Here is an 11,850-nt window from a genome sequence, read left to right as displayed (position 1 = left end):
CCGGCGCCCCATGCGCCGGCGGCGTTTTCCTTTCCGGTCAGCCGGCCCTGCAGCGCTGCCCGCCCGAGGAGCGCTGCAAGTCTTTGAACCTGCGCATCGCGCCTTCCGTTGCGGCAGACCGAACCGTTTCTTAAAGACTCGGCGGCTAGTCTGCCGCGAACCGGATTCACCTCATCTGCGGCGCCATCGCGCTCACCGAACGGTGTCTCGGGTGTCGGGGCGCAGATCGCCGATGCGGCAGGCGCTCCCGATCGATGTTTGACGGGGTGTTTGGCGTGCGCTTTTCAGTTACAACGGCCGGTGAACGCTTGCTGCCGGGGCGGCTGTCCATGCGCCTGCAGCCGTCTTTGTCGAAGCTCGACGCGTTGCTCAGCGCCCGCGATGCCCGCGGCGAAGCCGGGCGCAACGCGCTGATCGCTTTCGTCATCCGCATCGTCAACGCGGCGATCGCCTTCTTGAGCCAGGTGCTCCTGGCCCGCTGGATGGGCAGTTTCGAATACGGCATCTATGTGCTGGTCTGGGTGACGATGATCATCCTCGGCAACATCGCCTGCCTCGGGTTCCACACCTCGATCATCCGCTTCATTCCCGAATATCGCAGCAAAGAGCAATATGCCGAATTGCGCGGTGTGAACCTGGCCGGCCGGCTGTTCGTCCTCGGCTCCTCGACCCTGTTTGCCGCCGTGGGGCTGATCGGCGTGTGGTTCTTTTCCCCGCTCATCGAGACCTATTACATCGTTCCCTTCTATCTCGGCCTGATCTGCCTGCCGATGATCGCCATGAGCGATCTCATGCAAGGCGTTGCGCGCGCCAATGCGTGGGTGATCTGGGCGCTCCTGCCCGCCTATTTCATCCGCCCGGTCCTGATCCTGCTCCTGATGGGGGGCGCGCTTCTGGCCGGTTACGCTCCCGATGCCAGAACCGCGATCGTCGCCGCCATCATCGCAACCTACGCCACCACCTTGCTGCAGATCGCCAGCATCACCACCCGCGTCGACCGCAAGTTGCCCCAAGGAAAGCCAAGCTTCCGCATGCGCGAGTGGACCGCCGTTTCGCTGCCCATCTTCCTGGTCGAGAGCTTCTTCTTCCTGCTCACCAACGCCGACGTGCTGATGGTGGGCCGCTATATGGCGCCGACCGACGTCGCCGTCTACTTCGCCACGGTGAAGACGCTGGCACTCGTCCACTTCGTCTATTTCGCCGTCAAGGCCGGGGCTGCGCAACGCTATGCGTCCTTCATGCACGGCGACAACCGCCGGGGCCTTGCGAGCTTTGCCCGCGACACGGTCGCCTGGACCTTCTGGCCGTCGCTTGCCATGGGCGTGCTCGTCCTCCTTCTCGGCAAGCCGATGCTGATGATGTTCGGCGCCGGCTTCACCGAAGGCTACCCGCTGCTTTTTCTTCTGGTCACCTGCGTCGTCGCACGCTCGGCTGTCGGGCCGGCGGAAAGCCTGTTGACCATGAGCGGCCATCAGAAGATCTGCGCGGCCGTCTACGCCGCGACGCTGGTGCTGAACATCGGGCTCAACACGCTGATGATCCCGCTCTACGGGCTGTGGGGCGCGGCCGCCGCGACGGGCATCGCGATGCTGTTCGAAGCGGCGGCGCTCTCGCTCACCGTCTGGCGCAAGCTCGGAATCGCCATGCTGATCTTTCTTCCTTCGACTGGAATCGAGGCCCCGGAATGAGCGTGCCCCCCCTTCTCGAGGAGCTGAGCGGCAGCGCTTCCGGCGCGCTTCTCGGCCAGTTCGCCCCTCTGACCGAAAACGCCGATCCGGCGCAGCTCGAGCTGCTGGCCGGCCAGCGGCCGAAGCGCAAGCTTGCCATCTACCCGGCCTCGGCCGGCTTCGACCTCGTCGAGGAGCTCGACCACCTGGCGGCCCGCGCGATCGAACCAAACATCTTCTTCAACCCGCGCTTCCTGGCGCCCGCCATGCCGCGCCTGGAAGACCGTGAGGTCCGCCTGGCGGTCATTCGCGACGGCACCGAGACGAGGAGCCGGCTTCGCCTCCTGGTCCCCTTCTCGGTGGAGCGCTCGATGCTGCCATTCGGCGTTGCGGTGCTGCGCACCTGGGCCAACCCGTTCGGCCCGCTCGGCACGCCTCTCGTCGATAGCGACGATCCGGCGGGCGTGATCGACGACTTCTTCGCCACGCTGTCGCGACCGCATCTGCGATTTCCGAAAGTGTTCGTCCTGCCGGAAGTCGGTCTGGACGGTCCTTTCATGGAGATGCTCACCGCCGTCGCCGAAGCGCGCTCCCTGCCCTTGCGGATCACCGGCCGGGTGGAACGCCCGATCCTGCAGAGCGGCGAGGACGGCGACACCTATCTGAAGGCGGCCCTGCGCCAGCACCACTATCGGGAGTTCCGCCGCCTGAAGCGCCGCCTTGCCGAACAAGGCGCCCTCGACCACCGCATCGCCCGCACGCCGGAGGAGATCCGACACGGCGCGGAAGCCTTTCTGACGCTCGAGGCCGCCGGCTGGAAGGGACGTGCCCGCACCGCGATGGCGACCGACCGATACCGGGCAGCCTTCGCCCGCGAGGCCGTCCACCGGCTCGCCGAGCGGGACATGTGCCGCATTCACACGCTGGCGCTCGACGACAAGATCGTCGCCTGCCTCATCGTTTTCGTCGAGAACGGCACGGCCTACACGTGGAAAACCGCATATAACGAAGACTATGCCGCCTATTCCCCGGGCACGCTGTTGATGGTCGAGGTGACGAAGAGCCATTTGGCCGACCCCGACATCGCCGTCACCGATTCCTGCGCGGTTCCCGACCATCCGATCATGAGCAGATTGTGGAGCGAGCGCCGCCCGCTGGGAACCATCGTCGTCGGCCTGCGGCCCGATGCCGAACGGCAGGTGCGCAAGGCGGCGGCCCAGATCAGCCTTTACCGCCAGGCCCGCAACCGCTTGCGAATTCTGCGCAATCGCCTGCGCCAGACGGTCCGCTAAACCGCCCTGAAGAGAAGAAGAGATCAGATCCCCTCGCTCTCGCCGGCTTCGTTTCGCGCCCGTTCGCGGAAGATCCGGCGGATGACCTTGCCGGTGGTGGTCAGCGGCATCGATTCGACGAACGCCACCTCGCGCGGATACTCGTGTGCCGAGAGCCGCTCGCGAACCCATAATCGGATTTCCTCGGCCAGCGCATCGCTCGGCTCCACCCCGGACCGCAGCACCACATAGGCCTTGACGATCTCGGTGCGCATCGGGTCGGGCTTGCCGACCGCCGCCGCCAGCGCCACCTTCGGGTGACCCGTCAGGCAATCTTCGATCTCGGTCGGCCCGATCCGATAGCCCGATGAGGTGATCACGTCGTCATCCCGGCCGACGAAATGCACATATCCGTCTTCGTCGCGCACACCCTGGTCGCCGGTCGTCATCCAGTCGCCGATGAACTTGTTCCGCGTTGCCTGCTCGTTCTGCCAATAGCCGAGGAACATCACCGGATCGGGCCTGCGCACGGCGATATCGCCGGCCTGGCCGGTCGCCGCCGGGCGCCCCTCGGGATCGATGATCGCCACCTGGTGCCCGGGCACGGGCAGGCCGATCGCCCCGGGGCGTCCGACGCCCAATGCGTGGCAGGACGACAGCACGAGGTTGCATTCCGTCTGCCCGTAGAATTCGTTGATCGCCAGCCCCAGCTCCGCGCGGGCCCACTCGAAGGTCTCCCGGCCGAGCGATTCGCCGCCCGAGCCGACGCTGCGCAACGACAGGGAGAATCGCGAGCGGATATCGGTTACGCTTTTCAGCATCCTGAGCGCCGTCGGCGGAATGAAGGCATTCTTCACCTTCATCTTCTCCATCAGCACCAGCGCTGTTTCCGGGTCGAATTTTTCGAAGCGCCCGGCAACGACGGGAACGCCGAGATAGAGGCCGGGAAGCAGAACGTTCAGCAAGCCGCCGGCCCAGGCCCAGTCGGCCGGGGTCCAAAGAAGATCGCCCGGCTGCGGCAGGAACTCGTGGTGGAACTGCACGCCCGGCAAATGGCCGAGCAGCACGCGGTGTCCGTGCAGCGCGCCCTTCGGCGGACCGGTCGTGCCCGATGTGAAGATCATCATCGCCGGGTCGTCGGGCCCCGTGTCGGCCGCATCGTAGGTGCCCTGATTGTCGGCGACGATGCGGTGGAAATCGGCAGCGCCACGGTCCGCGCCGTCGACGGAGACGATCGTTTCCAGCGCCGGCAGGCGGGTGCGGATGACTGCCAGCTTGCCGAGCCCCGTCGCGTTGGTGATCACGGCTCTCGCGCCTGCGGCAAACAACCGGTACTCCAGCGCTTCCACACCGAACAGGAGCGCCAGGGGAAGCGCTATGGCGCCGAGCTTGTAGATCGCCGCATGCACGATCACCGTCTCGAAGGATTGCGGCAGAAGCAGCGCCACGCGGTCGCCGCGCCGCACCCCGGCCCGTTCCAGCCCCCTTGCCAGCGCGTCGGATTGCGCCGCCAGGGAAGCGAATGTCATGGAATCCGTGCGTCCGTCGGGCCGATACTCGTAAAGCGCGACGCGTTCGGGCGTCTGCTCCGCCCAACGATTGGAAATGGCCGTGCCGATGTTGAAACGCTGCGGGATATCCCAGCGGAATTCGCTGTAGAGCGCCGGATAGGTTTCACGCCGTTCGAGCATCGATGCGGGCCATCCCTCCATTGCCCAGGCGACGTTTTACCGAGGGAGATGGTGCCCCTGGCCGGACTCGAACCAGCACTCCTTGCGGAACTCGATTTTGAGTCGAGCGCGTCTACCAATTCCGCCACAGGGGCCCCGCCGCGAACGGCCGGACAGGTTGCGGACTATACGGGGAAGGCGGTGCGCGTCAACACTCGCCGAGCAAATCGCCGCGGTGCAGCATCGTTTTTCGCCGGCCGCTGCGCCGGCGTGCGGGCAGCGCCGGAGCGCCTGCGTCCTTTTGCACGCAAAATGGACGCTCCATCCCGTTGTTTTCCGCGTTTATGCCGGCGTCAGGTGATTCCACCGGGTTGCAAAATGCTATAGACAAATGCCCTCACCGAGGGTCTTCCATGCTTCGCAAACTCTACGATTGGACCATGTCGCTTGCCGCCACGCGGCATGCCGAAAAGGCCCTCGCCTCCGTCTCCTTCATCGAGAGTTCGGTCTTTCCCATCCCGCCGGACGTGCTGCTCATTCCGATGGTCCTGTCGGAGCGGGGGAAATGGCTGCGCTTCGCCCTGATCTGCACCGTCGGCTCCGTGCTCGGCGCGCTTCTCGGCTATGTCATCGGCGCCTTTCTCTACGAGACGATCGGTCAACCGATCCTCGCCTTCTACGGCAAGGAAAACGCCTTCGAGCAGATCGCCGGCTGGTACAATGAATGGGGCGGCTGGGGAGTGCTCTTCGCGGCGGTCACGCCGTTTCCCTACAAGGTGCTGACGATCTTCTCCGGCGCCACCGGCCTCAACCTTGCGACCTTCATCGCCGTCTCGGTGATAGGCCGCGGCCTGCGCTTCTTTCTGGTGTCGTGGCTTCTGTTCCATTTCGGCCCCCCGATCCGCACCTTCATCGAACGGAATCTCGGCCTTCTTTTCACCCTTTTCATGGTTTTGCTGATCGGCGGCTTCGTCGCCGTCCGCTACGTTTTCTAGAGGCACACAATGTTCCTGACCGCACCGACGGGAAAAACCCAGACGATCAGCGCGGCAATCCTGGCCATCGGCATGGCGGCGACGGTCGGCACGGCGCTGGGCTTCCAGCATCTGGGCGGTTACATCCCCTGCAAGCTGTGCCTCGAGCAGCGCACGCCTTACTATATCGGTGCGCCGCTCATGGCCCTTGGGCTGCTCGCCGCCTGGCTGAAGGCGCCGCCGATCGTCACCCGCGGGCTTCTCGCCGTCGGCGGTCTGCTGATGCTCTATGGGATGGGCCTTGGCATCTACCACTCGGGCGTCGAATGGGCCTGGTGGGAGGGTCCGGCCGATTGCGGCGTCGCCGTCTCCCCCGGCAATTACGGGAGCGGCAGCCTGCTCGACCAGCTCAATGCCGTGGTGCCGCCCTCCTGCAGCGAGGCCGCCGGCCGCTTCCTCGGGCTCTCCTTTGCCGGATGGAACGTCCTGGCGAGCGCGCTCTGGGCCGCGATCGCCCTGCGCGCCGCCGTCAAGCGCTGACGAGGCGACGCCCGCACCATCAGGGCTCCAGTTCGACGTCCCAGTAAAGATAATCCATCCAGCTTTCGTGCAGATAGTTGGGCGGAAAGAGCCGGCCGTTGTTGTGAAGGTCCTGCACCGTCGGACGGTAGGGCTTCTGATGCGGCCACATCTTGGCACGCGCCGGCATCATGCCGCCCTTCTTCAGATTGCAGGGCGAGCACGCCGCCACCACGTTCTCCCAGGAGGTAACCCCGCCGGAGCGGCGGGGGACGACATGGTCGAACGTCAGGTCTTCGCGCGTTCCGCAATATTGGCATTGGAACCGGTCGCGCAGGAAGACATTGAAGCGCGTGAAGGCCGGGTAACGCGACGGCTTAACATAGGTCTTCAGGCTGATCACGCTCGGCAGCTTCATCGTGAACGATGGCGAGGAGACCTGATGTTCGTATTCGGCGACAATGTTGACCCGGTCGAGGAAGACCGCCTTGATGGCGTCCTGCCACGACCAGAGTGACAGAGGATAGTAACTCAGCGGCCGATAATCCGCATTCAGCACCAGAGCAGGCATACCGTCCGGCGAAGCAGCGATCGTCACGTCCTTGAAGCTCCTTCACTGGTCCGGCGCGCCCACCATTGCTTCAAACGATGAGGCGCACCAATCCCAAGTCTTCCGCATCGTGCGGTCGGCAAGCGAGCTTGCCTGCCTGCAAAATGCTCAAGTCGATCGATGCGGATACTGTAAGCCCGCCATGACAGGAATGTGAAGCTGATATTTTGCTTTGTGACCGGCTAAATGACCGGATTCCTGCAGCTTTTTGGTGCATCTACGGCAGCGGCGCCGCCTCGCGCCCCTTCATCTGCCGATAATAGGCCCAAAACAGGCGTGCGGCCACCGCACGGAGTGGCGCCCATGATTCGGCCATTTCGGCCAGGGATCGGGCGTCCGGCCGGGCGTCGAGGCCGAAGCCGTGGGCGACCGCAGCCTGCAGCGCCACGTCGCGCGCGGGAAAGACGTCGGGATGCCCCGCGGCGACCAGCAGGTAGACCTCCGCCGTCCACGGACCGATGCCGGGTATTTCCGTCATCCGGGCGATGGCCTCCGCGGCCTCCACAAGGCACAGCGCATCGAAGTCGAGCGTGCCGTCCCTGGCGGCACCGGCCACGGCCACCAGGGCCCGCTGCTTGGCGCGCGAAAGGCCCGCGTCGATCAGCGCCTGCTCGCCGGCGGCGAGAAGCGTTTCGGGCTCCAGCGGATGCACGAGCTGCGTCAGGCGGCCGAAGATCGCATCGGCGCTCGCCCGCGAGACCTGTTGCGAGACGATCACCGAGGCAAGGCTTGCAAAGCCCGCCCGCGTGCGCCGCAGCGGCACCTCCGCGGCGAAAGCCCGGATCGGCACGAGCCGCGGGTCGGCCGCCACCAGGGCGTCCAATCCTTCAACGAGGTGCGCTTCGGTCTCGATGCGTCGCATGCAGGTCTCGAACCATTCTTGCTGCCGGCAACGGAAACCCGTAGCAATCGTCGGATGGCGATCGCAACCCTCGAAACGCAAGTCTCATGACAAGTCCGGTCTTCCGCTTCGCGCCAAGCCCCAACGGCGAGCTGCATCTCGGCCACGCCTATTCCGCGCTGTTCAACCGGCGCCTCGCCGACGAGGCGGGCGGGCGGTTTCTGCTGCGCATCGAGGACATCGACACGACACGCTGCACCCCGCAATTCGAGCAGAGCATTTTCCGCGACCTGAAATGGCTGGGGCTTGAATGGGAAACGCCGGTGCGCCGTCAGTCGGAACATTTCGCCGACTACCGTGAGGCGCTGGACCGCCTGATCGACGCCGGGCTCGTCTATCCCGCCTTCATGAGCCGGGGCGAGGTGCGTGCCCGCATCGTCGAGATGGAGGCAAGCGGACGTCCCTGGCCGAGGGACCCGGACGGCGCACCGCACTACCCGGGCGACGATCGGCATCTTGCCGGCCGCCAGCGGCGGCAGCGGATCGCCGAGGGCATCCCCTTCGCCTGGCGCCTCGACATGGCGCGCACGCTCGCCCACATCCGTGCGCCGCTCGCCTGGTCCGAGGCCGGAAGCGGCCCGCAGGGCGAAACGGGAGCGGTACCGGCCGATCCTGGAGCCTGGGGTGACGTGGTCATCGCCCGCAAGGAGGTTCCGGCCAGCTATCACCTGTCGGTGGTGGTGGACGATGCCTTGCAGGGCATCACGCATGTGGTGCGCGGGCGTGACCTGTTCCATGCGACAGCGGTGCACCGGCTGTTGCAGGAACTGCTCGGCCTGCCGGTCCCCCTCTATCATCATCACGGCCTGATCCTCGACGAGGACGGCCGCAAGCTCTCCAAGAGTCGCGGCGACACCACCCTCGCCGCGTTGCGCGCTGCCGGCATCACGCCGGCCGACATCGCACGCATGGTGGGACTGGCGTAGGTTTTCCTCCCTCAGATCACTCTTTTGAGGATCGCCTTGGCAAAGGTCAGGATGAGCAGAGCGGAGAACGACCCGCTCATCCCCGCGAAGGCCGCTTCGGTGAGACTGGCAAAGCGTATCCCGTGGTCGTTCGCCAGGTAGATCGTCGCGAAGAAGGCGACGGTGATAATGCCGGCATTGCCGAGCGCGCCGAAGCCGTCCTCGCGCATCACCGCGTCGAGCCCGAGCGACAGCAGATAGGCAAGCATCGTCACGGCGGCGATGCCGAAAAGCAGCCAGCTCGTATCGAGTTTCATCAGCATCGGTGCACCCCGCCCGCGCAACCCTTCAAAGCGTTTGATGATAAGTTGGAAATGTTTCGCTTTTCTTGCGATGGCGGAGCCTGTTACAGCGCCTTGAAACAGTCTCTCGCAACCACTCCATGGCCGATCCGATGAGAAACTCCGCCCGGGTGATCCCCGCTCTTTTTGTCGTCTTGTGGGCGACGGGGTTCATCGGCGCGCGCTATGCGATGCCGTGGGCGGAGCCCTTCACCTTCCTGTGGGTGCGCTTCGGCCTGACCTTCGTGCTCCTGCTTCTTCTGATACCGGTGCTCGGCGCACGCGCGATCGGCTGGCGCAATTCCATGCATGCGGCCATTGCCGGCATCCTCATGCACGCCGTCTATCTCGGCGGCGTCTTCTGGTCCGTCAAGCATGGGCTGCCGGCAGGATTCGCCGGTCTCATCGTCGGCCTGCAGCCGATGCTGACCGCGCTGATGGCCGGCGCCTTCATCGGCGAGACCGTGACCCGCAAGCATTGGCTCGGCCTGGTCGTCGGGCTCGTCGGCGTCGCCGTCGTCCTGTCGCCGAAATTCAGCGCCATCGGCGGCGGGGTGTCTGTCGCCACCGTCAGCGCGGCCGTGCTTGCCGTGATCGCCATGAGCGCGGGCACCGTCTGGCAGAAACATTTCGTTTCGCGGTCCGACCTGGTCACCGTCACCCTTTGCCAGTACGCCGGTGGGGGGCTGGTCGCCCTGGCGCTGGCGATGCTCTTCGAACAGGGGGAATTCGTCGTCAACGGCGAGTTGGTCTTCGCCATGGTCTGGCTGGTGCTGGTCCTCTCCCTCGGGGCGATCTTCCTTTTGATGATCCTCATTCGCGAGGGCGAGGTCGCGCGCGTCGCATCGCTGTTCTATCTGGTGCCGGCGGTGACGGCCCTGATGGCCTGGCTGCTGTTCGGCGAGACGCTGAACCTCGTGCAGATCGCCGGCATGGCGCTCACCACCTTCGGCGTGGCTCTGGCGACCCGCCGCGCGCCCGCTCAGGCGTCGCCGGCGATCGCCCGTGCCTCGCGATAGCGCCTGATCGAGGCGTTCAGTTCGCCGCCGAGGATGAACACCGCCGAGATGATGTAGAGGAAGACCACCGCGATCATGATCGAGGCCAGGCCCGCATAGGTGCTCGAATAATTGGCGAAGCTGCCGAGATAGGCCGCAAAGAGGCTCGATCCGACGAAGGAGCCGAGCAGCGTGAACGCCACTCCCGGCAACACGTCCAGCAGCGACCGCTTCCCGGCCGGCAGCCACAGATGCACGGAGATCAGCGCCAGAACCAGGACGCTGAGCGCGATCGCGTAACGCCAGAAGGTGATGGTGCCCACATAGGGCGCGATCCATTCCAGATTGTTCGCCGCGATGCGCAGGGCGACCGGAGCGGCAACGAGAAGGATGCTGATCGCCAGGAAGCCCAGGGTCGCGATCAGGACGAAGATCAGGCTCTGCGCCCGCAATCGGAGCATCGAGCGCCGCTCGCTGACGCGGTAGGCGCGGTTGAGCGACAGGCGCAACGCCTCGACCCCGTTCGAGGCGAACAGACCGGCAAGCACCACGCCGAAGGTCAGCACGCCGCCGCGCCGCACCCCCAGGACATTGTGCACCTCGCTGGCGATCGGCTCGGCCACTTCCTCCGGCCACGTGTCGAAGATCAGGTCCACGGCCTGCTCCGAGAACGCATCGGCACCCAGAAAGCTCGCCAGCGCCGTGGCGAAGATCAGAAACGGAAACAGCGCCATCAGCGCCGAAATCGCCACATGGCTGGCCATCGCCCAGCCATCGTCGGTGTTGAAGTGGCCGAACGCGTCAGCAAGAACACGTCTTGTGGCTGTCAGTCCGCGCACGGCTCGTCCTTTCTCATCGCTTCTCGCCCGCCTTTTGTTGTCTCGGCCCGCCCAATATGTGAAACCGTCCTGCTTATGCACAAGTGGGGTTCACATTCGATGACCACGGCGCCCACCATTCTCGTGACCGGCGCTTCGTCCGGCATCGGAGCTCATTGCGCCCGCGCGCTGCATCGCGAGGGGTGGCGGGTGTTCGCCACGGCCCGCAACGACGCCGACATCGCAGCGCTCGCGGCCGACGGCATCGAGGCTCTCTACCTGGACTATGCGGAGCCTCGATCGATCGCCTCCCTGGCCGACGAAGTGCTGCGCCGCACGGGCGGCACCCTTGACGCACTCTTCAACAACGGCGCCTACGCGCAGGCAGGCGCCGTGGAGGACCTGCCGGTGGAGGCGCTCCGCCACCAGTTCGAGGTCAACGTCTTCGGCTGGCATGATCTCACGCAGCGGCTCGTTCCCATCATGCGCGCCCAGGGCCATGGCCGTATCGTCCATTGCTCGTCGATCCTCGGTCTCGTCCCCATCAGGTTCCGCGGCGCCTATGCGGCCTCCAAGCACGCCATCGAAGGCTTGATGCTGTGCCAGCGTGCCGAGCTCGAAGGGTCCGGCGTTCACGTCTCCCTCATCGAGCCTGGCCCGATCGCCTCGAAGATCGCCACCAACGGGCTGCCGTGGTTCGAGCGCTACATCGATCACGAGAACTCGGTCCATCGCGCGGCCTACCAGGCTCAGCTTGCGCGTCTGCGGCAAGGCGGGGTGAAATCCCGTTTCAAGCTCGGGCCGGAGGCCGTTTACGGGGCGCTTCGCCATGCGCTTGTCTCCCGCACGCCCCGACCGCACTATGTGGTGACGACGCCGGCGCGCATCGGTGTCGCATTGAAACGCCTGCTGCCGGCACGCATGTTGTACCGCTTCCTGTCCGACAAGGGCTGATTCCAACAAAGAAAGCCGTCATGTCCACTGTCTTCAACATCCTCGCGATTCTCGTCATGATGGCGGTCGTCATCGTCCTGATACGCGGCCTCATGAACCTGCTGCGCGGGGGCTCCGGCAACACCTCCAACAAGCTGATGCAGGCTCGCGTCATCCTGCAGGCCATCGCCATCGTCTTCGTGGTGCTCGCCATGTACTATGCCAAGTCCCGCGGCGGCTGAG

At 65.4% G+C, this 11,850-nt stretch carries 13 protein-coding genes and 1 tRNA gene; 8 read left to right on the top strand and 6 right to left on the bottom strand.

Annotation, left to right across the window (positions count from 1 at the left end; translation table 11 throughout):
- Nucleotides 1-275: 275 nt before the first annotated feature.
- Nucleotides 276-1,688, top strand: a complete 1,413-nt coding sequence (locus NUU27_RS05045; RefSeq protein ID WP_257760974.1) for a lipopolysaccharide biosynthesis protein — start codon at nt 276-278, stop codon at nt 1,686-1,688.
- Complete coding sequence (locus tag NUU27_RS05040) at nt 1,685-2,959, top strand: GNAT family N-acetyltransferase (RefSeq protein ID WP_257760973.1); 1,275 nt, start codon at nt 1,685-1,687, stop codon at nt 2,957-2,959. The genes NUU27_RS05045 and NUU27_RS05040 overlap by 4 nt, the downstream gene beginning before the upstream one ends.
- Before the next feature lie 23 nt (nt 2,960-2,982).
- On the opposite strand, the gene NUU27_RS05035 is transcribed toward NUU27_RS05040, so the two are convergent.
- Together NUU27_RS05035 and NUU27_RS05030 are read right to left on the bottom strand one after the other, a co-directional pair.
- Entirely contained in the window at nt 2,983-4,629 is a 1,647-nt protein-coding gene (locus tag NUU27_RS05035) for an acyl-CoA synthetase (protein WP_257760972.1), read from the bottom strand.
- Between the two features lie 49 nt (nt 4,630-4,678).
- Nucleotides 4,679-4,763: transfer RNA gene (locus NUU27_RS05030), tRNA-Leu, on the bottom strand.
- 258 nt (nt 4,764-5,021) lie between these two features.
- Here NUU27_RS05030 and NUU27_RS05025 point away from each other — a divergent pair.
- Nucleotides 5,022-5,603 carry a YqaA family protein gene (locus NUU27_RS05025; RefSeq protein WP_257760971.1) on the top strand — a complete coding sequence of 194 codons (582 nt, stop codon included), beginning with the start codon at nt 5,022-5,024 and terminating at the stop codon, nt 5,601-5,603.
- A 9-nt stretch (nt 5,604-5,612) separates the two neighbouring features.
- Complete coding sequence (locus NUU27_RS05020) at nt 5,613-6,122, top strand: disulfide bond formation protein B (protein ID WP_257760970.1); 510 nt, start codon at nt 5,613-5,615, stop codon at nt 6,120-6,122.
- A gap of 19 nt (nt 6,123-6,141) precedes the next feature.
- Here the strand turns inward: NUU27_RS05020 and NUU27_RS05015 are convergent, their stop codons facing one another.
- Both NUU27_RS05015 and NUU27_RS05010 read right to left on the bottom strand, forming a co-directional pair.
- Nucleotides 6,142-6,699 carry an HNH endonuclease gene (locus NUU27_RS05015; protein WP_257760969.1) on the bottom strand — a complete coding sequence of 186 codons (558 nt, stop codon included), beginning with the start codon at nt 6,697-6,699 and terminating at the stop codon, nt 6,142-6,144.
- A gap of 229 nt (nt 6,700-6,928) precedes the next feature.
- Nucleotides 6,929-7,573 carry a DNA-3-methyladenine glycosylase gene (locus NUU27_RS05010; RefSeq protein WP_257760968.1) on the bottom strand — a complete coding sequence of 215 codons (645 nt, stop codon included), beginning with the start codon at nt 7,571-7,573 and terminating at the stop codon, nt 6,929-6,931.
- 86 nt (nt 7,574-7,659) lie between these two features.
- Here NUU27_RS05010 and gluQRS point away from each other — a divergent pair, with 86 nt between their 5' ends.
- A complete protein-coding gene (gluQRS, locus tag NUU27_RS05005; protein ID WP_257760967.1) occupies nt 7,660-8,538 on the top strand; it encodes a tRNA glutamyl-Q(34) synthetase GluQRS in 879 nt (292 codons plus the stop codon).
- 11 nt (nt 8,539-8,549) lie between these two features.
- Here gluQRS and NUU27_RS05000 read toward each other — a convergent pair whose 3' ends face one another.
- Nucleotides 8,550-8,840, bottom strand: coding sequence for a hypothetical protein (locus NUU27_RS05000; protein ID WP_257760966.1), 291 nt, complete (start codon nt 8,838-8,840; stop codon nt 8,550-8,552).
- Between the two features lie 131 nt (nt 8,841-8,971).
- Between NUU27_RS05000 and NUU27_RS04995 the strand changes: the two genes are divergently transcribed.
- Nucleotides 8,972-9,877, top strand: coding sequence for a DMT family transporter (locus NUU27_RS04995; RefSeq protein ID WP_257760965.1), 906 nt, complete (start codon nt 8,972-8,974; stop codon nt 9,875-9,877).
- Here the strand turns inward: NUU27_RS04995 and NUU27_RS04990 are convergent.
- The gene (locus tag NUU27_RS04990) at nt 9,841-10,695 is read right to left on the bottom strand and encodes a YihY/virulence factor BrkB family protein (RefSeq protein ID WP_257760964.1); all 855 of its coding nucleotides are present in this window, start codon (nt 10,693-10,695) and stop codon (nt 9,841-9,843) included. The genes NUU27_RS04995 and NUU27_RS04990 overlap by 37 nt on opposite strands.
- Before the next feature lie 99 nt (nt 10,696-10,794).
- Between NUU27_RS04990 and NUU27_RS04985 the strand changes: the two genes are divergently transcribed.
- Together NUU27_RS04985 and NUU27_RS04980 are read left to right on the top strand one after the other, a co-directional pair.
- Nucleotides 10,795-11,628 carry an SDR family oxidoreductase gene (locus NUU27_RS04985; protein WP_257760963.1) on the top strand — a complete coding sequence of 278 codons (834 nt, stop codon included), beginning with the start codon at nt 10,795-10,797 and terminating at the stop codon, nt 11,626-11,628.
- A 20-nt stretch (nt 11,629-11,648) separates the two neighbouring features.
- Nucleotides 11,649-11,849, top strand: coding sequence for a twin transmembrane helix small protein (locus tag NUU27_RS04980; RefSeq protein WP_257760962.1), 201 nt, complete (start codon nt 11,649-11,651; stop codon nt 11,847-11,849).
- Nucleotide 11,850: the final 1 nt, after the last annotated feature.

It is taken from the genome of Nitratireductor sp. ZSWI3 (assembly GCF_024655565.1).
Taxonomy (GTDB): domain Bacteria; phylum Pseudomonadota; class Alphaproteobacteria; order Rhizobiales; family Rhizobiaceae; genus Nitratireductor.
Note: the sequence above shows the minus strand (reverse complement) of the source record. Positions and strands in the feature narration are given on the sequence as shown.

Excerpts from the sequence above, each read along its gene's own strand:
- NUU27_RS05040 (WP_257760973.1), top strand. The coding sequence starts at position 1,685 with ATGAGCGTGCCCCCCCTTCTCGAGGAGCTGAGCGGCAGCGCTTCCGGC.
- NUU27_RS05035 (WP_257760972.1), bottom strand. The coding sequence starts at position 4,629 with ATGCTCGAACGGCGTGAAACCTATCCGGCGCTCTACAGCGAATTCCGC.
- NUU27_RS05025 (WP_257760971.1), top strand. The coding sequence starts at position 5,022 with ATGCTTCGCAAACTCTACGATTGGACCATGTCGCTTGCCGCCACGCGG.
- NUU27_RS05020 (WP_257760970.1), top strand. The coding sequence starts at position 5,613 with ATGTTCCTGACCGCACCGACGGGAAAAACCCAGACGATCAGCGCGGCA.
- NUU27_RS05010 (WP_257760968.1), bottom strand. The coding sequence starts at position 7,573 with ATGCGACGCATCGAGACCGAAGCGCACCTCGTTGAAGGATTGGACGCC.
- gluQRS (WP_257760967.1), top strand. The coding sequence starts at position 7,660 with ATGACAAGTCCGGTCTTCCGCTTCGCGCCAAGCCCCAACGGCGAGCTG.
- NUU27_RS05000 (WP_257760966.1), bottom strand. The coding sequence starts at position 8,840 with ATGCTGATGAAACTCGATACGAGCTGGCTGCTTTTCGGCATCGCCGCC.
- NUU27_RS04995 (WP_257760965.1), top strand. The coding sequence starts at position 8,972 with ATGAGAAACTCCGCCCGGGTGATCCCCGCTCTTTTTGTCGTCTTGTGG.
- NUU27_RS04985 (WP_257760963.1), top strand. The coding sequence starts at position 10,795 with ATGACCACGGCGCCCACCATTCTCGTGACCGGCGCTTCGTCCGGCATC.
- NUU27_RS04980 (WP_257760962.1), top strand. The coding sequence starts at position 11,649 with ATGTCCACTGTCTTCAACATCCTCGCGATTCTCGTCATGATGGCGGTC.